We start from the raw sequence: 19,960 nt of genomic DNA on the forward strand, positions 1-19,960 counted from the left end.
CAGTCTGTGTCGCCGGCGGAGTCGGGGCGTGTTTTCACGGCGAGGATAGCGTATTCGCAGAGTGAATTGAAGGGCATTCGATCTTTTAGTGCCGATAGCGAAGGCCTGCTTGCTTCGCGTGTCCGTGATCGACGCGTCAGTTGATGCATGGCGAATCCGCCAAAACAAATTGACACGTTAATTGAAAACTATATAATTTGCTGTACAGATTTCAATTTGCATAGCGAATTGACGGGGCAGAGCGATATGAAGTGATGCCGCCGGGAATCTCGCGCGGCACGATGGCCCCGCGCAACGTCCGTTTTTCGCTTTCCACCGAAAGGATGATGTCGATGCCGCAACCCGAGCATGCCGAAGTCGATTTCGATTCAGCGCAGGATCTGCCCGCATTGCATGCGCTGCTCGATCACGTGCAGATGAAGAACGGATGGGCCAAGCCCACGCCTTCGTTGTACCCGCAGCCGAAGCAGATATTCGTACCCGCGCATTGGCGTTATCGCGATGCGCGGGCCGCGCTGCACGCGGCGGGGCGCCTGGTCGGTACTGAGTGGGCCGAGCGCCGCAACCTGATCATGGCCAACCCGATTCCGGGCAACGACTATGCGACGGTGCGCACGCTGGTAGGCGCGTATCAGATGATCAAGGGACATGAATCGGCACGCAGCCACCGGCACACGCCGAACGCGATGCGTATCGTGCTGGAAGGTGCGCCGAACATGTACACAATCGTCGACGGCGTAAAGATTCCGATGCAGGCCGGCGACATTCTGCTGACACCGAACGGCAGTTACCACGGGCACTTCAGCGAATCGGACCAGGAGGGCTACTGGATCGACTTTCTGGACGCACCGCTGGTCCAGCATCTCGGCCCGATGTTTTTCGAGGTTCATCCCGACGCGCTGGAAAAAAGCGAGCGTGTCGACGCGCATTCGCCAATGCGCTTCGCGTACTCGGACTATCGGCCGCGGCTCATCGAATCAGCCGAGATCGCGCCGGGCGTACGCAGTCTGAAGCTCGGACCGCCGACACTCGTCACGTTCGACCGCGTCGTGTTGCATCTAGGCGCCGGTGCGCATTGGCGCTGCGCGCGAACCACGGCAAACCGGATCTTCACGGTGATCGAAGGCGAGGGCGTGACGCGCGTCGAAGGCCGCGAATTTCATTGGCGTACCGGCGACATGATTGCGTTGCCGTCCTGGTACGAATACAGCATCGATGCCAACACCGATGCGATGCTGCTGCGCGTGTCGGACGAACCGCTGATGAGCATGCTCGACTGGTATCGAGTGGACGGATCTGCCCGGTAATCGCATCGGGTTCGATGTCGTGCATCGCTATTGCGCCATAACAATTTCGACATACGGATCAATAGCGGATGTGAGGAAGAAGACGTGCGCTATCGCAACGCACGGCACCTGTCAGGGTGCGAAGAATTAGAAAAATGGAGACTAACTTGGAAAAGAAGTTGACTAGAGCCGCCTGCGCGGCGGCCCTCGCCATTGCGTCGATCCATGCCAATGCCCAAAGCAGTGTCACGATTTTCGGTTTGCTGGATGTCGGCGTGACCTACACCAGCAATATGGGCGGTCATTCGGCGTTGCAGTTCAAGGATGGGCAGAATTCCCCGAACATCTGGGGTTTAACGGGTACCGAGGATATCGGCGGCGGGTGGAAAACCATCTTCATGTTGCGCGACCAGATCGTCATCGGCACAGGCTCCATCCTGTCGGGCCAGGACCTTTGGTCGAAGACCGCCTATGTCGGCATGAAAAACGATCGCTACGGTACTGTGACGCTCGGTGAGCAGTACGACTTCATGCGCGACATGGTGAAGGATTCGCCAGCCGAAATATCCGGACACCTTTATATGTATCCTGGCGGCATGTTCACGGGGCTCGCCATCCCCGGTAACCCATCGGGCAGCTTCGACTGGAGCCGACTGACCGGCACGCCGATCGCCAATTCGGTCAGATATGAATCGCCGAAGTTCGGCGGCCTTCATTTCGGCGCAATGTATGGATTCGGTAACGTCGCGGGCTCGATCGGCGCGGGCAACGGTTCGAGTTTCTTTACCAGCTATCAGCACGGCACGTTCTCGGCCGACGCCGCCTACACGACCACCAAGCATATCGGTACGATGGGCGGCCCGGACGTCACGATCCGCAATGCGGCTGTCGGTTCGCGCTACACGTGGGGCCCGGTCTTCATGACGGCGCTGGTCACGACGGTGCGCAATGTCGCCAACGGTGCGGCCGCGGCATCATACTCGGCCGGCGCGATGTATCACTACACCCCGATGTGGTCGTTCGGCTTCAGCTACATGTATCAGAAGGGCAACGGTGAGCTCAAGAACCAGCATTCGAACGAGATAGCCAGCATCGCCGATTACGCGCTATCCAAACGCACGTCGGTCTATGCGATCGGCGCGTATCAGCGTGCAAACGACGGAGCCCATGCCAACATCAACGGACTGCTCGGTGCCACCGCGGCATCGAGCGGACCGAATCAGGCGGTATTTCGTATTGGCCTGCACACGCGTTTCTGACATGGAAAGCCAATGAACGGCACGGCAACGCGACGCATCGTCGTCGGCATTACCGGTGCGTCAGGTGTCGCATACGGGATTCGAGCGCTCGAGGTGCTCAGACAGGCCGGGATCGAGACGCATCTGATCCTAAGTAAGGCAGCCGAACTGACGATGACGTACGAGACGGATTTCAAGTCCGCCGACGTACGGGGGATGGCGTCCGTGTGCTACTCGTCCGGCGACATCGGCGCGGCGATTTCGTCGGGTTCTTTCCGGACGATGGGCATGCTGATCGTCCCCTGTTCGGTCAGAACCATGAGCGAAATAGCAACCGGCGTGACGGGGGCGCTGATGAGCCGCGCGGCCGACGTTGTATTGAAAGAGCGCCGCCGGCTCGTGCTCGGCGTGCGAGAAACACCGCTGCATAGCGGCCATCTGCGTACCTTGCTACAACTGTCCGACATGGGGGCGGTGATCGCACCGCTCGTGCCGGCGTTCTATTCGCGCCCGCGCTCACTGGAGGCGCTGGTAGACCATACAGTGGGACGCCTGCTTGATCTGTTCGATATCGATACCGACATCGTGAGGCGGTGGAAGCAGGAATAGCGTGGCAATTCCCGTCGCAATTTCTTCAGAAAACTATCGTAGTGAGCTTTTGCTTCCTGTAGAGGATGTTTAGTTGGTTTGCTCCGCACCCTCGTCGACTCGAAATCTTCACTCGAACCATCATGCCGGGCGACCGCAATACGTAGTCGGTTATGCCTGGCATTCGTGCTGACGTCTCGAGTCCTCCGAAAGGGGCTGGTTGCCGCGGCATATTCCGTGGCACGTTGCCGAGCATCAGATCGCAGCGCTCAACGCACCCGACGGCATTGCTCCAGATCGAGACGAGCAGGGCGTGCCTCGTCGTCGACCGGAAAACGTGGCGCATGGAAGCGCCAATCACCAGCGTGCGGCTGTGGTTCCCCGATGATCTGCAGCGCCTGTTCGCGCGTTTCACGCCGGCCGGTGCCGCACCGCGTGCGCCCGCCTTCGACGTGAAAGCGGGCTAGCGCAGTTGCGTTTTCGGCGACAAGCGCTGCAATCCGGGGAATGCCACCGTGACGGCGCAGCGTTAAAGCGGGCGGCAATCGTCAAGTCACATACAGGCCAACCGATGCGATCTGATGAATTTCCCGGATACGCGCTTTGGGGCCATGCAATCGTGCAGCAGTAAGGCACCCTTCAACCGACTCCGATGCCGGCACCAGCTCAAGTATCAGGATTCGCCGCGACGAAACTCTGGAACGCACCGTAAGTCGGCTGGATTGGTACCAGACTGTCCGTGACGATACCGTACGTGGTGTCACCGCTATCCAACTCGTAGTACATCACCGACTGAATCGCATTGGTCTTACGTGCCGCATAGAATTCGCCGAGTTGCTGCGTGACGTAGCTCGCGCGGAACGCTTCGGTATTCTCAGGGCTCGCGTTCCACTCGGAGATGATGAACGGCACGCCATAACGCGCCTTGCAGTAGATCGGCAGGTTGAAGCCTGGACTCGCGCCGTCCGTACCCAGATCGAAGATATCGCCATACGGCTGATAGTTGTGCCACGTCGTGATGTCCCAGCGCACCTTTGGATAACCGCTCGTTCCATCCGGTTGCAGGCCATCCCAGAGCATGTCGGAAGCGCCGACATCGTTCACGCAGAAGTTGATGCCGCATTTGGCATTCGGCTGCACGGACTTCACACCATCGATCATGCCGCGCATCGCGCCGCGCATGATCGGCCAGTTCGCGTTATTGAAGTCGCCGCGGCCCGTGCCGGCCGTTGCCGAATTCAGGATGATCGCGCTGTCGCGGGTCAGTTCATTGCCGCACTCGTACATCGTGACGCCATACGGTGCCAGTGCCGTGGCAATCGCCGCGGCTCCCGCGAATGAAGCCTGATAGGCCGCCGATTCACTCGTGTACAGGTTGTTGTTTGCGTCACGCAGCCCATACTCGACGAGCGGGAAAAGCGTCATTCCAGCGGATTTGAAAGCGCTTGCGAGCGCCACCAACGAGTTCAACTGAACCGGCGTGTTGACGCAGCCGACGCGATACGTTGTGCACCCGAGCGCGCGCAACGCGCCGACAACCTGAGCGGGCGTAAACGGATAGTTGTAGTGTCCGTTGATGCCGTAGAACCCACCCGGCGTCGCCGCCGAGGCGATACGCGGGTCCGTACACGGTAACCAGTTGCCGTTGCAACTCAGCACAGAGAACTGTCCACTCGTGCTCGACTGAAAGATCATGCCGCCATACCACAACAGCAGGCTCACGTTGGAGGAGGACGGATCCTTGACCTTGTTCTTGTAGATAGAGCCGTTCGACAGCGTCCAGATGTTGCTGGATTTGTCGATGATGTACGCGGCAGGCGGAATCATCGTGCCATCTGCCGAAGTGCCGCCGAGGCGCGGATCGATACACGACGTCCACCCCGACCCAAGCCACTGATAGAAATCGCCGCCGGTGTTTTCCTGGTACACGCTGCCGTTGTACCAGAGCAGCATCGCGACGTTATACGAGCCGGCGTCTTTGACGCCGTTCCTGTAGATATATCCGTTGGACGTCGTCCACACAGTGCCCGCGGCGTCGACGATGGACGTCGCCGGCGGGGTTGTCGTGCCGTTGGCCGAAACGGTGCTGTTGGGCGAAGCGAGGCGAGGATCGACAGCGGCTGTCCATCCCGTCCCGAGCCACTTATAGAAATCCCCGCTCGTGTTCTGCTGATAGACGCTGTTGTTGTACCAGAGCAGCAGCGCAACGTTGTACGAGCCGGCGTCTTTGACGCCGTTCCTGTAGATATACCCGCTGGTGGTCATCCACACATTGCCGCTGGCGTCGACAATGGAGGCCGCAGGCGGAGTTGTCGTGCCGTTGGCCGACGTGGCCCCGAGGCAGGGATTGGAAGCCCCTGTCCACCCCGAGCCGATCCACTGATAGAAATCCCCGCTAGTGTTCCGCTGATAGACGCTGCCGTTGTACCAGAGCAGCATCGCGACGTTGTACGAGCCGGGATCTTTTGTGCCGTTCTTGTAGATATACCCGTTGGCGGTCGTCCACACACCTCCGGAGTTATCGACTATCGCGGACGCCGGCGGGGTTGTCGTGCCGTTGGCCGAAACCGAGCCGCTGGCCGAAGCGAGGCGCGGATCGACAGACTGGTTCCACCCCGACCCGAACCACTGAAAGAACTGCCCGCTCGTGTTCTTCTGGTAGACGCTGCCGTTGTACCAGAGCAGCATCGTGACGTTATACGAGCCGGAATCCTTTGTCCCGTTCCGGTAGATAAATCCGTTGGCGGTCGTCCACACCGTGCCACCGGCATCGACAATAGATGCCGCCGGTGGAGTTGTCGTGCCGTTAGGTGAGGGGGACAGGCTGGTCTTTGCCGTGGCTGCGGCGCTATTGCTGCCAGGGACTGTTGCGTCGCTGTTACTACCGCCACCGCATGCCACTAGTACATAACTGCTTGCCGCTGCCGTCAGGCAGCCGAGAAATCTTCGTCGATTGATCACAGAAATAATCCGCGCCGGAAGACCCGGCTAAATTCAATTGGAAAGCACTAGAGCTGAATAAGGCTCTTGTGCATTAAAAGCGCATATTTAGTTAGGGGTATTTATCAACAAATTAGAAACTCGATTGCATAGCGGCTCCCATACGTTTATCAACGCGCCGCGTTTCTATCGAACTGCCTGTCGGAGGAGTCTGATTACGAGGGCGACACTCGCTTGACATGCCATTCCGCAATAAGCGAATAAATTCACAAAATAAGGGTTCGGTAACGCTTACCTTTAATCGTCTGAGGTAGGTAAGAGATACTACTTGGATGTCGGCAGGGAGAGGGTTTGAGCTTAGAGCTCCGATGAAAATAGGCTCATTCTTCCGATTAAATCGTGGCCGCAGGTTACTTTTTTCCGCGCTCGACCGCTCTGGAGAGATGAACGCCCGAAGGCGTTGTTGTCCGTCTACATAGAGACGAGCACCTGCTGTTGGACTACGACGATGCGACCCGACCTGTCGCGCAGTGGGGTCAGGTCGAGATATTCACAATGCTTCGACTCACGCAAATTTTTCCGACACTTTTTCTATTCTTGCTGTGAGTCGCTGAAGAACAATCGTTCTGACACTTTCATGCTGATTTCAAAGCTGCGTTCTCACCGGGTGCGTTTCTGACAGTTTTTATTTTCGCCATCAGTGAGGAATTCACAGAATAAAATTGGCCGGCGGCGGCCGGTCTCGACTCTGACAGAGCATTGCGAACGTTAAGCCAAAACGGTTGCCGCGATTGAAAAAAGAAGCAGAGAGAAAAGCGGCCCGTCACCGCAAGAAGGCGACGGGCCGCATTAGCGGATGATCAGCGCGTGCTCGCCAGGTCGATGGCGTTTACATGGCCTGGATCAGCAGACCCAGCGGCGCGAGCGGACCAACGGGAATGATCTCGTATTGAGCGAAGCCTTCGGTGACGAGGGGCAGTGTGTCCAGTTCGGCCTTGGCTTGCTCGACCGAGTCGACGTTCATCAGAAAGATGACGCCGGGCTTGTCCTGCCGATACCAGAACTGCTCGATCTTGCCGTCGAGATAGTGCCTGAGCGTAGCCGGCACTTCTTTCGGCATGATGTTCTTTCGTTGTTCATCGGAAACCGGCTTGACGATCGAACCAATAGCGAGGACTTTCATTGGGGCGTTCCTTTGGAAGCGTGGGTTAGGGCAGTTGACTTTAGCCAACGCACCTGCAAACCACCATCCTCTACCGCGCCAACTTTGGGGTCGTTTACGCCATCGAATCAGGAGCCGTTACGAGCCTCGAAATGGAAGATGCAAACAGAAGATCGCAGTCCATCAACATGCATTGCACGCGTCACATTGTCAGAGCAGGTCTGCCCGAAGTTCACGCACCCCACGTCCCAGCCGTTGCCGCAATAGCGCACGCAACGTTGCGCCATCGCCATAACCGACCTCGGTCGCGATCGATTCCAGATCGAGACGGCCGCTGCGAAGCAGCGATTGTGCGTGCTCGACGCGCAGGTCCTGAAAGTACGCGAGCGGCGATTTGCCCAGCACCTCCTGACAGCGCCGCTGCAACGAACGCGAGCTGGTTGCGAGCGCGCTCGCGGCGTCCTGCAGCGAGAAGCCCGACTTGAGGTTTTTCCTCGACCACTGCTCGAAGCGTTGAATCAGCGGGTCGGCCTGAGCGAGGTGATTCGGAATGATGTAAGGCGCCTGCGATGAACGTATATCGGCGAGCAGGTAGCGCGAAACGAGCGACGCCAGTTCGGGGCTGACCGAGCGGATCAACCACAGCGCGAGATCGAGATGTCCCATTGCCGCGCCGGCTGTCACACCGATGTCAGTGGGGACCAGCATGCGCGATTCGTCGAGCTGAACGTTCGGATAGCGCTGCCGAAAGAACGGCGCGAGCGACCAGTTGGTTGTCGATTCGCGGAAATCGAGCAGCCCCGCTTCCGCAAGAATGAAAGTCCCGACACACGAAGCGGCGACACGCGTGCCTTCCGATTGCCATTGCACCAGCTGCGTCATCGCGCGAACCGTGTCCGGCCGTTCGAGCGCGGCGATCAACTCGTCCGGCGCTTTGGGCGGCAACGCAGGAACGATGACCCACTCGGGCTTCAGATCGGGGACGATCGGCTGCACGGGTATCACCATGCCCTGGTGCGACAGCACACGCTTCCGTACGCCGACGATCGTGACGTCGAAGTGAGGCGTTCCGCCCATCAATTTGGCCGACAGTTTGTTGGCCGCGCCGAAGGCGTCGAGCGTGACGGAGAGCCCTGTATCGAAGAGTCCGTTGAGGGCGAGGACGACAATGTGCATGGCGTGAATACCTACAAAGTTGGCGTTTGTGACTGTAGCAGCTACAGGGACCGGTGACTACACTCAAGCCCGTTACACATCGCAACAGACGTTCATCGCAGCGTCTGTGATGAAGCTTGACGCCAACAGGATTTCAAATGGATCGACGATTACTGGTTTTAGCTCTCGGTATGTTCGCACTCGGCACGGACAGTTTTGTGATGGCCGGCGTATTGCCTGAGATTGCACGCAGTTTCGATGTGAGCATCGGCGCCGCGGGACAAATGACGACCGTCTATTCCGTCGCGTACGCGATACTTTCGCCGGTGCTTGCCACGCTGGCCGCGAGCGTTCCGCGCAAGCGTCTGTTGCTGATTGCGCTGACGCTGTTCGTCATCGCCAATCTCGGCACCGCGTTCGCGCCGAGCTTTGGCTTTGCGCTGGCGACACGGGCTCTCGCTGGCCTCGGCGCAGCGATGTTCTCGCCGACCGCAATGGGCGCGGCACCGATGATCGTGCCGCCGGAGCGCAGAGGAATCGCGCTCGCAGTCGTGTTGACCGGATTGACCGTTGCAACTGCAACGGGCGCGCCTATCGGCACGATCATCGGCGGTCTGGGCAACTGGCACTGGACGATGATTTACGTCGCGGCGCTCGCCGCGATGTCGGGCCTTGGTGTCGCGACTCTGCTGTCCGAGATACCCAAGCTGCCGCCGATCTCGATGGCAAAGCGGCTCGCGCCTCTCGCGGATGCGCGCGTCGGCCTGACGCTCATCTCGACGTTGCTGTTCTTCACCGGTGTCTTCACGGTTTACACCTATTTTGCAGTGGTATTCGATCGGGCCATCGGCGGCAATCCGGCGATACTGAGCGCCGCACTGGTCGCGTGGGGGCTCTCGGGTGTCGTGTCCAACATCATCGTCGGCCGGCTGATCGATCGGGTCGGCACGCGCCGCGTATTGATCGCGTTGCTGGCCATCGTGTTCGTGGACTTCCTGATGGTGCGCTGGGCCGGTGCCAGTCCGTGGACGGCGCTGCCCATCATCATCCTGTGGGGCGGTTGCGGCTGGGCTATCCTCGTGCCTCAACAACATCGCATCATCCATATCGCGCCGACGGTGGCGCCGATTCTGCTGGGCCTGAACAATTCCGCGACGTTCCTCGGCGCGACGGCCGCGGGTGTCATCGGCGCGGCCGGCATTCAACTGGTCGGCGCGCATAAGCTGGGGTACGTGGGCGCGATTTTCGTCGCCGCGGCATTGGTTACGTCGGAACTCGCGGCACGGAAGATCGCGGCGGTTCATCGCGCGGATACCGCTGCCCAGCGTTCGATAGCTGCTGTCGCTACGCCATCGGAGCCTGCATAGGCAGGCGCTCGTTTGTGGGCTGACGGCATCCGCGAAATAGATGTGGTTCATGACTGGTTAGCCGTCACGAAGCTTTGATGAGGCAAAAGTCCACCGATGCAAATCCGGAATGCGCGCCAGTGGACTGTGAAGCGTGTCTACATGCAATCGGAAGAATCGGGCGTACCGGCTACGTGCTTAGATACGCCCATCCCCGCTTCACTGCGATGGACTCTCAGCCATCCCTGGCAATGCCCGCAACGGCGTCAGCGGAGCGAGCGGCGACAGTGTGAAGCTCATCAGGTGAGCTTGGCCCAACGGCAGCCGTTCGAGCATGTCGCGAGCGGCGGCTTCGTCGGTCACGTTCAGGATGAACACCACACCCATGCGTCCCTGAAGCGCGTACCACTGATCGATTTTCCCTTCCAGATAGAGATCGACCGTCTTGCGAACTTCAGTGGGCAGGATCGCGCGCACCTGGGCCGGATCGACGCCCGGGTTGATCGTACCGATGGCGAGAATCCGCGTAGTGGGTGAGGTCGCAAGGGACTGCGCGAACCCGGAAGTGGAGGCCAGAAAAAACAGACCCAGTGCGGCGATGCCGCGAGCAAAAGCAACTTTCATCGAAATAGCTCCTCAGGTTTTATCGAATGCCCGCGTTCCATCGCGAACAGCGGGCCGCTCGGCGATCCGGTCGCGCCAGGCCGACAGACGTGGCAGCCGTGTCCACGCTACATGCGTGTTGACGGCCTGAATGATCGTGAAGGCGGCGATGTCCGCAATCGAGAAATCATCGCTGCCCATGAACCCAGCGTCGCTCAGCAGGCATTCCGACGCGTCGATCGCCGCGAGGTATCGATCGGTCAGCTCGGCCGCCGCATCGGCGTGACCTTGCTTCTGCAGGCCGAAGGCGGCGCCGTTCAGCGCGATGACGTCGGTCGTGAAGTGGAAAAACGCTTCCAACGCCGTGGTGCGCTGCCAGTTGCCTTCGGCCGGCAGCAGCCGGCCGCCCGAATGTTCAGCGGCGTAAAAAAGGATCGCATTCGATTGAGTGATCACCCGCATCGGAGTCGCGAGCGTGGCGGGGATGACCAGCACCGGCACCTTGCCGCGCGGATTGAGCGCAAGATGCGGCTCGCTGCGTTGTTCTCCACCGCGAAGGTCGACGTGATGGATGCGGTACGACAGACCCGCTTCGTTCAGCGCGATAGCTGCGCGCAGACAGTTGCCGGTCCTTGCGCCGTGAAGTTCAAGGACGGAGGTCGAGCCTTGTTGATGGACGCTCATACCCGCTCCTTCAATAGATATTCGAATCGTTCGACTGTCTGCATGCTCCGCTCTCTGGATGGGAAATTCACTTGCGTGTCTGATGTACCGAATGCATTCGGCAAGGCCTCAACGCTTCAAGGCTTGAGCAGAATAGCCTGAATCAGCGCCGCTCGTCCTTCGCGCAGATTGCGGGCAAGGTTGCCGGTCATCTCGCGAAATCCCGGGCCCATCACGACGTGAAGGCCGAGTGCGGGCATGGCCTGCTGTTGTTCGCGTTCGCGTCGCTGCGCGAACCACGCGAGGCCGGCGGCAGTGGAGTCGGTCCAGGACGCGATGCTGAAGCCGGCTTCAAGCAGTACGTCACGCATCCGCTCCACCGTCACGACGAAACTCGTTTCGGGCCCGGGCGCCCACGGCACCGGATAGTGCAACGGCTCATCCGATGCGGCGACCACGTCGAAGATCGCAAATCGGCCGCCGGGGCGCAGCACGCGGAATGCTTCGCTGTAGAGCGTCGCGCGATCGGCGATATTCATCGCGACGTGCTGCGTCCATGCGACATCGAAGGCTTCCGCTTCGAACGGAAGCGACAGCGCATTCGCGCATTGATAGCTGACCCGATCGCCGAGGCCGGTTTTGGCGGCGAGAAAAGTCGCGGCATCGACGAAGGACTGGCTGAGGTCGATACCGTGCACGTTGCAGCCGTAAGTGGCCGCGAGATAGCGCGACGGTCCACCGAGACCCGAGCCGATATCGAGCACGCGAGTCGTGCTGTCGAGATCGAGCGCTTGCGCGAGTTCCACGGTCGCGTCGAGGCCGCGCGAGTGAAACTGATCCAGTGCTGCAAGGTCTTCGGGGCGTGGCGGCCTGGTGTCGAACCCGTCTGCCGCGAGGGCGGCTTCGAGGCGCTCGACCAGACTGCCGCGCTCGTAGTGTGGGTTCACGTTTGCTTCTTTACTCATGCTTTTCTCCGCTTTCCGGTTCAACAACGACGACCCTATGTTCGCGCTCGTGCGCGCTGACAGGGCGATATCCGTGATCGAGTCTACGGCGCGCGATTCGCAAGCGAAACAGGCGATAACGACAATTTTGAGGGCATTTGCGCCGAGCCGATTGCGGTGTCCGAACGGAAGAAATACGCCTGGCGTAAACAATGACAAAGTTGTCGTTTATGACGGTACAGCTTTTACGGCCCGAAGACTAAAGTGATCTCGTTGTCCATCGCAACGAACGTTGCTCAATCACGGAGATCATTGATGAAAGTTTTTGCCATCGCATCGGCCACGCCGGCCCTTACCCCGGAAAAGATTCAGCAGCATATGCCGCATGAAGTTCCGGCCACGCTCAAGCTGTACCTCGACGGTAAGGTCGAGCAGTTCTGGTTTCGCGAGAAAGCCGGCCCGATCTTTTTGATGAACGTCGAATCGGTCGAGCAGGCCAAGGCAACGCTGAATGCGCTGCCGCTGGTCGCCGACGGCCTGATGACCTACGAATTTTTGCCGGTTGGCCCGCTTGCGCCGCTTGGCATGCTGATCGCGAACAAATAAACGCGTAGCACGATGAGCGCCGGAGATTTTGCCGGCGCTCACGCGGATGCGACTTCCTGCCGGATCATCGTCCGACGTGAAGCGGGATGTTCGTCGGCGTAAGTCTGTCGCCACTGCGCGGGCGTGACACCGGCATAGCGCTTGAACGCCCGATGAAATGCCGCCTTCGACCAGTAACCCACTTCCATGCCGATCGTTCCAATCGTGAGTTCGGTCTGAGCGAGGCAACGCGCGGCGATCGCCATGCGGATTTCCATCAGCAGGTCGCTCGCGGATCTGCCGCTCGCCTCGTTGAAATTCCGCATGAACGTCGCGCGCGACTGGCGGCATAGCGCGGCCAGATCGGGCAGGGTCCACGGTTTGCTGGGCTCATCGAACATCGCGTCGATGGCCGGCCGCAGATGCGGCTGGTTCGTCAGCGCGAGCAGACTCCGTGGGGCGTCGAGATCGTTGCTCGCGAAACGAAGTGCCAATACGAACAATGCGCCGCACAGGTGATTGATGACGGCTTTGCAGCCCGGCCTGCGTCGCGCGACTTCTTCGTGCATCAGTTGAATCACGCGGGCGAGCTGATCGTCCACCGGCAGTACCGAAGTGAGTGACCTGCCACGGACGAGCACTCGCTCCGGCAAGTATTCCCTCAGCAACTGCCGCGGCGCGGATGGCAGCAGAAAGCGTCCGCACAATAGCTCCGCCGCCGCGCCGCTGGCGCTATCGCTGCCGTTACGGGCGACGCCAAAGCCGGCTTCCTGAATAAATATCGGCGCGCTCGCGGCCTTTCCGCTGCCGTCGTGCAGCACATGCGCTCGGCCCGCCGGAAACAACACGACATCGCCCGCTTCCATTCGCACCAGCGGTCCGTCATCGTCTTCGAGTATTGCGGTGCCTGAAAGCAGCACATGCCATGCGATCTCGCGCCCGACGGTGGCGCGGCCATCGATACGCCACGCCGCGCCGAACTGACAATGTGTATCGAGCGTGCCGGTGACGGGCATCAACGTAAGCAGCCGGCTCACCAGGTCCATGAGCAGATCCATGAGCGTTCCTTGCTGGCTTCGCATCCAGTGCAATGGACGAGGGACATCAGCATGCGGTCTCTTTTACGCATGGAAATGGAAAATCGACGCGTTCAGGAAGCCGCGCGAATCAGCTCGAAGTCGTCGAAGTCGGCGGAAATAAGGAGCTTGTCCTTCCGCGGGCCACCATCGGGACCACGCGCATAAATGCGGCGCCGCGTGGGAAACACGAGTCCGTCGATGTTCCGATGACCGTCGATGTAATGCGCGGCCCCCAGGTTCTGGCGAACATCGACCGTGTAGTCTTGCCGGCGCATCAGCCCGTTGTCGTCGAAATAGTGGATCTGTTGCGTCGAATGCGATGGATACGAAGCGGGGTAGGTCACCTGCAATGCGCGCCACGTTTCGTCGCCCTGCGCGAGCGGTTCGATTTCCTCGCATTGCATGCCGTCGTGCAGGAACGAGTACGGCAAGGTCAAGTACATCCACAGCGAGTAACCGAGAAAGTACAGCACCTGAGGCGTACTCCACGCGCTTCCCGACGCCAACTGTTTCAACGATTCGCGAGGATCGTCGAGTGCTTCGACGAGCTTGCCGTCGAATGACTCGATCGCGGTGCGACGCGGACGATAAACGCCTCGTTGATCAACCGCCGCGAACGGCTCGAAGATCGTCTTCTGCTCGCGAGCATCGACGATAACCCGCATGGGCAGCGCCGCGACGGCTTCCCCATTCGGTCCCCTTTGTTTGAAGCCGAGTCCCGAAGCGGTGAAAGCCGCGGATATCTGCCGTATCTGAGCCCATCGTTCGAGCCCGCCATGAGCTTCGATGGCCAACTTCACGAGTTCTTGCATCTATGCGTCCTCATTCGTGCCTGATTCAAGGCGTGTTGTGTCGCTTCGCCACGGGAGGTGGTTCATCTATCCAGCGCCTTGCGAACATACGATGAGGCTCAGTGTAGCGAGGGGTCGCGACGGCCGGTACGGTCATAAACGCCAATTTTGTCGGCGTTTACGTCAGCCGTGTTGTCGCTTGCAGCGCGGCCTCGTGTTCGCTTCCGACCAGAAGCCGGCAATTCGACATAGCGAACCCATGCGGTGCAAACCATACTTCATGCGTTCTGCTTTTCTCCCCTGCTGGAGAAGCCGCCATGAAGGCATCTATCGCTGTCGTTGCAGTCCTCGTGATCGCGCTGTGCGGATGTGCCGCGAATCAGGGCACGTCGAACGGTGCGTCGGCAGCGCGTACGGAAACCTGCAAGGCCACCTCGGAGCAGGAGATCGCGGCGTTGTTCGATCGCTGGAATGCGTCGCTGCAAACCGGCGATCCGCACAAGGTGGTCGCCAACTATGCGCAGCAGTCGATTCTTCTGGCGACGGTGTCGAACCAGCCGCGCGTGACCGTCGCCGAGAAGGAAGACTATTTCCGCCATTTCCTGCAGGACCGCCCGTCCGGGAAGATCGATTTCCGCTACATCGAACTGGGGTGCAATTCAGCCGTGGACGCTGGGCTCTACACGTTCACGTTCGCCAGAACCGGTACGGTGGTGAAGGCTCGTTACACGTACACGTATCATTGGGATGGCGCGCAATGGCTGATTACGAGCCATCACTCGTCGGCAATGCCAGAAAAGCCATGACGCAGTGCGTCAGCGATTGCACACAGCCACTTTTTTCCCGCAAACGCCCGCTATGAGCGACGAACCCACGCCGTGAAATATTCGCGGTACCTGATCTCGTCTGACCTATTATCAAAAAATTGCGACCAGTACGGCGCGTCACGCCGAACCGGGAGAGACGAGGATGAGTTCAGTCGCAGTCGATGCCGCCGCTTCTGGCGCGAGCGATAGTCCGTGGCATGCGTTACCGGCCGCCGAAATCGAGCGGCATTTCAACGTGGATCCGTCGCAGGGTCTCGATGCCGCGGATGCCTCCACGCGGCTCGGCACTTACGGGCCGAACCGTCTGCCGCAAGGTAAAAAGAAGGGGCCGGTCGCACGCTTTTTCGCGCAGCTCAACAACATCCTCATTTATGTGCTGCTCGCGGCCGGCTTCGTTAAATTCATGCTGGGCCTGTGGCTCGACGGCTCGGTGATCCTCGCCGTCGTGATCCTCAATTCGCTATTGGGCTTTCTGCAGGAAGGCCGCGCGGAGAAAGCGCTCGATTCGATTCGCAACATGCTGTCGGCAGACGCGCGCGTGCTGCGTGGCGGCGCAGTGCGTCTGATTCCCGCCGAAGATCTGGTTCCGGGCGACATCGTGCTGCTTGAATCGGGCGACCGGATTCCGGCGGACATGCGGCTGGTCGAAACGAGAAACCTGCGCACCGAGGAAGCGGCGCTCACCGGCGAATCCGTGCCGGCCGAGAAGGGCACCGCGCCGGTCGCCGCGAAGGCGACGGTCGGCGACCGCGAGAACATCGCGTTCTGCGGCACGATGGTGCTGTCCGGCCGCGCAACCGGTATCGTCGTCGCGACCGGCAGTCAGACGGAGCTGGGCCGGATCAACCAGATGCTCGCCGAAGTCAGCGTGCTCGAAACGCCGCTGCTGAGGCAGATCAAGAAGTTCGGCTATGTGATCACGGCGGTCATCGGCGTCGTCAGCGTGCTGTTGTTCTCGTGGGGACACTGGCTCGGGCACATGAGCTTCGTCGAGCTGTTCCAGGCGATCGTCGGGATCGCGGTGTCGGTCATTCCCGAGGGTCTGCCGGCGCTGATCACGATTACGCTGGCCATCGGCGTGCAGCGCATGGCGCAGCGCAACGCGATTATTCGCCGCCTGCCGGCGGTCGAAACGCTCGGCGCCGTGTCGCGCATCTGCTCGGACAAGACCGGCACGCTGACCCTGATGGAGATGATGGTGACCTCCGTCGTGACGGCGGAAGCGGGCTATGCGGTGACCGGCAACGGCTACGCGCCGGAGGGCGAAGTCAGCGTCGACGGCAAGCCGCTCGCCGCGGCGCCGGAGGTGCTTCTGCGGATGGGCCACGTGTCGTTGTTGTGCAACGACGCCGAACTGTTCGAAGCGGACGGCAAATGGAAAGTGGAGGGCGACCCGACCGAAGGCGCGCTCTATCCGTTCGCCACGAAGCTGGGCATGGACCGTGCAGCGGAGACCACAGCCGCGCCGAGAGTCGACGCGATCCCGTTCGAGTCCGAGCACAAGTTCATGGCGACGCTGAACCGTACGGCGGACGGCGACATGCTGCTGGTCAAGGGCGCGCCGGAAGTGATCCTCGACCATTGCGACCGGCAGCAGACCGCGCACGGCGCGGTGCCGCTCGACCGCGACCATTTCGCACGAGCGGGCGACCGGCTCGCCGCGCAAGGCGAGCGCGTGCTGGGGCTCGCGTGGCAGGCGCAGCCCGCAGTCGCGACGGACGGCCTCGGGCCCAGCGACCTGCCGCGCAACCTCGTGCTGCTCGGCCTCGTGGGCCTGATGGACCCGCCGCGCAAGGAAGCCATCGACGCCGTGCGCGAATGCCATGGCGGCGGCATCCGCGTGACGATGATCACCGGCGACCACAAGATCACCGCGGCGGCCATCGCGAGAATGCTGGGTATCGGCGATGGCAGGACGGCAGTCGCCGGCACCGAGATCGAGGCGATGAACGACGCGGCGTTGCAGGAATGCGTGCGCGACGTCGACGTGTTCGCGCGCGCGAGCCCCGAGCACAAACTGCGGCTCGTGAAGGCGATCCAGGCCAATCGCCAGATCGTCGCGATGACGGGCGACGGCGTCAACGACGCGCCCGCGCTGAAGAAGGCGGACATCGGCGTCGCGATGGGTATCAAGGGCACCGAGGTGACGAAGGAGGCAGCGGGGATGATCCTCGCCGACGACAATTTCGCGTCGATCTCGGCGGCCGTGAAGGAAGGGCGCACGGTCTACAACAACATCGAGAAAGCGATGCTGTTCATGCTGCCGACCAACATCGCCCAGGGCGCGGTGATCGCGGTGGCGATCCTGTTCGCGTTCACGCTGCCGATCACCGCGCCGCAGATTCTGTGGGTCAACATGATCACATCGGTTGCGCTCGGCCTGACCATTTCGTTCGAGCCGCACGAGGCCGACGTGATGCGCCGGCCGCCACGTGCGATCGACCGGCCGATCGTCACGCGCTTCGGCATCTGGCGCATTCTGTTCGTCGGCGCGGCGCTCGTGCTCTATACGCTGTCGACGTTCTTCTGGATGAAGGCGCAGGGCGCATCGGACCCGATGGCGCGCACCGCTGCCGTCAACGCGATCACGCTCGGCCAGGTGTTCTATCTGCTCAACATCCGCTATCTGCTCGACTCGTCGTTGTCGGTGCGCGCGCACATGGGCAATCGTTATCTGTGGTACGGCATCGCCGGCGTCGTGGTGCTGCAACTGCTGTTCACGTACGCGCTGCCGTTCAATGCGATCTTCGATACCGAGGGGTTGCCGTTGTCGGCGTGGGGGTGGCTCATCGCCGGAGGATGCGTGTTCTTCCTCGTCGTAGAGGTCGAGAAGCTCGTTATTCGTTCGATACCCGCGTTGCGGCACAGGGTGACGTCGCAGCAGGCGGGCGAGGCGATGCATATGACCGCTTCGCACGGCTCCAGGAGCTAGTCTAGCTGCCTGGAGCCGTCGATAGCGCCATGCGTCTGCGCTGCAGGAATCTCCGCGCCGCCGGATCGCGTTCGAGGCCGATCGCGAGATCGTAGGCACCGAGCGCTTCGGCCGTCGCGCCGGCGCGCGCAAGCAGATCGGCGCGCGCGGCCCAGTACGGTTGATAGTCGGCGAGCCGGGGATCGTCCGCATACGGTTCGAGCGCGGTGAGCGCCGCCCGCGGGCCGTCCCGTTCCGCCAGCGCGAGTGCACGGTTGACCGCGACCACCGGCGACGCGGCAATCGCGAACAACGCATCGTAGAGCTGCACGATCTCGGCCCAGTTCGGCCGCTGCGTGCGGCAGCGATAGATATGCGCCGACTGCAGCGCGGCTTCGAGCTGGAAGCGTCCGATCGAGTGGAACGCGCTGGCGCGCCGCAGCAGTGCGTCGGCGGCGTCGATCATCGGCGCGTTCCAGCTCGCGGGATCCTGCGCCGACAGCGGCACGTAGTCGCCAGCCGCGTTACGGCGCGCGGCGCAGCGCGCCTGCGCGTACAGCATCAGCGCGAGCAGGCCCAGCGACTCGGGTTCGTCGGGCAGTAACTCGGCGAGCAGTTGCGCGAGAAACAGCGCCTCGCCGGCGAGATCTCGGCGTTCGGTATCGCCGCCGAGCGGATCGGTCCAGCCTTCCGCGTACACCGCATAGACGGCCTCCAGCACCGCGGCGAGACGCTCGGGCAACTCCTCGCGTTCGGGCACGTTGAACGGAATGCCGGCCTCGCGGATCTTGGTTTTGGCGCGCACGAGGCGCTTGCTCATCGCGGCGGGCGACATCAGGAACGCCGACGCAATCGTCTTCGCGTCGAGCCCCAGCACGACCTGCAACATCAGCGGCGTGCGAATCGCGAGTTCGAGCGCGGGGTGCGTGCAGGCGAACAGCAACGCGAGCCGCTGATCGGGCAATGCGCCGGCGTCGCGTTCGTCGATTTCGTCGGCGAGGATCGCTAACTGATTCGTCACTTCGTCGCCGACCCGGCGATGGCGCGCGCCGTCGATCGCCCGGCGGCGCGCCACCGTCATCAGCCATGCTTCGGGATTGGCCGGGCAGCCGCGCGCCGGCCAGTCCGCGAGCGCGGCCGCGAACGCGTCGGCTAAAGCGTCTTCGGCGGCGGCGACGTCGCGCGTGCGCATCGCCAGCAGCGCGACGAGCTTGCCGTAGCTGCGGCGAGCGACTGCTTCGGCCACCGCGTGCGCGGCGGCGTCGGCGTCACGCTCGCCGCCGGCCGAACTCATGCGGTATAGCGCGCATCGGCACACGCAACCCAGATCGGGCGCACTTCCATCTGCCCATGCGCGGCGCCAGGACAGCGCGACGCCCACGCGATCGCCGCGTCCAGGTTGGGCACGTCGATCAGGTAGTAGCCGGCCAGTTGCTCTTTCGAATCGGAAAACGGTCCGTCGAGCACCTGCGGCTTGCCGTCGACGAGCCGCACGGTGGTCGCGTTGCTGGTGTGCTGCAAGCGGTTGGAGCCGACCAGCACGCCCGCCTTCGTCAGCGATTCGGTGTACGCCTGATACGCGGCGACGCCTTGCTGGCGCTCGGCGTCGGTCATCTTGTTCCAGCCGGATTCTTCCGAATAGATCATCAACAGGTATTGCATATGAGCCTCCGTCATGGGTTGAGGCGGTGGATTGCACCGAGCCGCCATTTCAATGACGCTCGGAAGATGGGCCGACGGACAAGGGGGCGAAAAAATAGTGGAATCCCGACAATTCTGGCGAGGATAGCCGAGTTTGAGCCGCCCCGGTTCTGCCGTCGCCCCCATGCGAACTCGGCGGCG

General features: G+C 61.3%; 18 protein-coding genes. 8 read left to right on the forward strand and 10 right to left on the reverse strand.

The window, feature by feature from the left end:
• Nucleotides 1-332: 332 nt before the first annotated feature.
• The 4 genes from L0U82_RS19825 to L0U82_RS39740 all read left to right on the forward strand — a co-directional run bounded on the left by L0U82_RS19825 (nt 333) and on the right by L0U82_RS39740 (nt 3,579).
• Entirely contained in the window at nt 333-1,307 is a 975-nt protein-coding gene (locus L0U82_RS19825; protein WP_233833747.1) for a cupin domain-containing protein, read from the forward strand.
• A 146-nt stretch (nt 1,308-1,453) separates the two neighbouring features.
• Entirely contained in the window at nt 1,454-2,545 is a 1,092-nt protein-coding gene (locus tag L0U82_RS19830; RefSeq protein WP_233833749.1) for a porin, read from the forward strand.
• Nucleotides 2,546-2,557: 12 nt separating this feature from the next.
• Nucleotides 2,558-3,133, forward strand: coding sequence for a UbiX family flavin prenyltransferase (locus L0U82_RS19835; protein ID WP_233833751.1), 576 nt, complete (start codon nt 2,558-2,560; stop codon nt 3,131-3,133).
• A gap of 323 nt (nt 3,134-3,456) precedes the next feature.
• Complete coding sequence (locus L0U82_RS39740) at nt 3,457-3,579, forward strand: hypothetical protein (protein WP_267929662.1); 123 nt, start codon at nt 3,457-3,459, stop codon at nt 3,577-3,579.
• A 199-nt stretch (nt 3,580-3,778) separates the two neighbouring features.
• On the opposite strand, the gene L0U82_RS19840 is transcribed toward L0U82_RS39740, so the two are convergent.
• From L0U82_RS19840 to L0U82_RS19850, 3 genes are all read right to left on the reverse strand, one after another.
• Nucleotides 3,779-5,869, reverse strand: a complete 2,091-nt coding sequence (locus L0U82_RS19840; protein ID WP_326489750.1) for a hypothetical protein — start codon at nt 5,867-5,869, stop codon at nt 3,779-3,781.
• Between the two features lie 1,072 nt (nt 5,870-6,941).
• A complete protein-coding gene (locus L0U82_RS19845; RefSeq protein WP_233833753.1) occupies nt 6,942-7,235 on the reverse strand; it encodes a hypothetical protein in 294 nt (97 codons plus the stop codon).
• A 189-nt stretch (nt 7,236-7,424) separates the two neighbouring features.
• Nucleotides 7,425-8,390 carry a GlxA family transcriptional regulator gene (locus L0U82_RS19850; RefSeq protein WP_233833755.1) on the reverse strand — a complete coding sequence of 322 codons (966 nt, stop codon included), beginning with the start codon at nt 8,388-8,390 and terminating at the stop codon, nt 7,425-7,427.
• A gap of 137 nt (nt 8,391-8,527) precedes the next feature.
• On the opposite strand from L0U82_RS19850, the gene L0U82_RS19855 reads away from it, so the two are divergent.
• Nucleotides 8,528-9,736, forward strand: a complete 1,209-nt coding sequence (locus L0U82_RS19855; RefSeq protein ID WP_233833757.1) for an MFS transporter — start codon at nt 8,528-8,530, stop codon at nt 9,734-9,736.
• 198 nt (nt 9,737-9,934) lie between these two features.
• On the opposite strand, the gene L0U82_RS19860 is transcribed toward L0U82_RS19855, so the two are convergent.
• From L0U82_RS19860 to L0U82_RS19870, 3 genes are all read right to left on the reverse strand, one after another.
• Entirely contained in the window at nt 9,935-10,339 is a 405-nt protein-coding gene (locus tag L0U82_RS19860; protein ID WP_233833759.1) for a muconolactone Delta-isomerase family protein, read from the reverse strand.
• Nucleotides 10,340-10,351: 12 nt separating this feature from the next.
• Nucleotides 10,352-11,002 (reverse strand): glutathione S-transferase family protein, encoded by a 651-nt coding sequence (locus tag L0U82_RS19865; RefSeq protein ID WP_233833761.1) that lies wholly within the window; start codon nt 11,000-11,002, stop codon nt 10,352-10,354.
• A 116-nt stretch (nt 11,003-11,118) separates the two neighbouring features.
• On the reverse strand, nt 11,119-11,946 hold the full coding sequence (locus L0U82_RS19870; RefSeq protein WP_233833764.1) for a class I SAM-dependent methyltransferase: 828 nt from the start codon (nt 11,944-11,946) through the stop codon (nt 11,119-11,121).
• Nucleotides 11,947-12,240: 294 nt separating this feature from the next.
• Between L0U82_RS19870 and L0U82_RS19875 the strand changes: the two genes are divergently transcribed.
• Complete coding sequence (locus L0U82_RS19875) at nt 12,241-12,531, forward strand: hypothetical protein (protein WP_233833766.1); 291 nt, start codon at nt 12,241-12,243, stop codon at nt 12,529-12,531.
• 38 nt (nt 12,532-12,569) lie between these two features.
• Here the strand turns inward: L0U82_RS19875 and L0U82_RS19880 are convergent, their stop codons facing one another.
• Together L0U82_RS19880 and L0U82_RS19885 are read right to left on the reverse strand one after the other, a co-directional pair.
• Nucleotides 12,570-13,568 (reverse strand): AraC family transcriptional regulator, encoded by a 999-nt coding sequence (locus L0U82_RS19880; protein WP_233833767.1) that lies wholly within the window; start codon nt 13,566-13,568, stop codon nt 12,570-12,572.
• Between the two features lie 92 nt (nt 13,569-13,660).
• Nucleotides 13,661-14,401, reverse strand: a complete 741-nt coding sequence (locus L0U82_RS19885; RefSeq protein ID WP_233833769.1) for a hypothetical protein — start codon at nt 14,399-14,401, stop codon at nt 13,661-13,663.
• Nucleotides 14,402-14,697: 296 nt separating this feature from the next.
• Between L0U82_RS19885 and L0U82_RS19890 the strand changes: the two genes are divergently transcribed.
• Together L0U82_RS19890 and L0U82_RS19895 are read left to right on the forward strand one after the other, a co-directional pair.
• Complete coding sequence (locus tag L0U82_RS19890) at nt 14,698-15,186, forward strand: SgcJ/EcaC family oxidoreductase (protein WP_233833771.1); 489 nt, start codon at nt 14,698-14,700, stop codon at nt 15,184-15,186.
• 163 nt (nt 15,187-15,349) lie between these two features.
• Nucleotides 15,350-18,139, forward strand: a complete 2,790-nt coding sequence (locus tag L0U82_RS19895; RefSeq protein ID WP_233833773.1) for an HAD-IC family P-type ATPase — start codon at nt 15,350-15,352, stop codon at nt 18,137-18,139.
• A gap of 1 nt (nt 18,140) precedes the next feature.
• Here the strand turns inward: L0U82_RS19895 and L0U82_RS19900 are convergent, their stop codons facing one another.
• Nucleotides 18,141-19,412, reverse strand: a complete 1,272-nt coding sequence (locus L0U82_RS19900) for an RNA polymerase sigma factor (RefSeq protein ID WP_233833775.1) — start codon at nt 19,410-19,412, stop codon at nt 18,141-18,143.
• Nucleotides 19,409-19,780: a YciI family protein gene (locus L0U82_RS19905; RefSeq protein ID WP_233833776.1), complete on the reverse strand. Its 372-nt coding sequence runs from the start codon at nt 19,778-19,780 to the stop codon at nt 19,409-19,411. Before L0U82_RS19905 ends, L0U82_RS19900 begins: the two co-directional genes overlap by 4 nt.
• Nucleotides 19,781-19,960: the final 180 nt, after the last annotated feature.

Origin of the sequence: Paraburkholderia sp. ZP32-5, from assembly GCF_021390495.1 — a bacterium.
Lineage (GTDB): Bacteria > Pseudomonadota > Gammaproteobacteria > Burkholderiales > Burkholderiaceae > Paraburkholderia.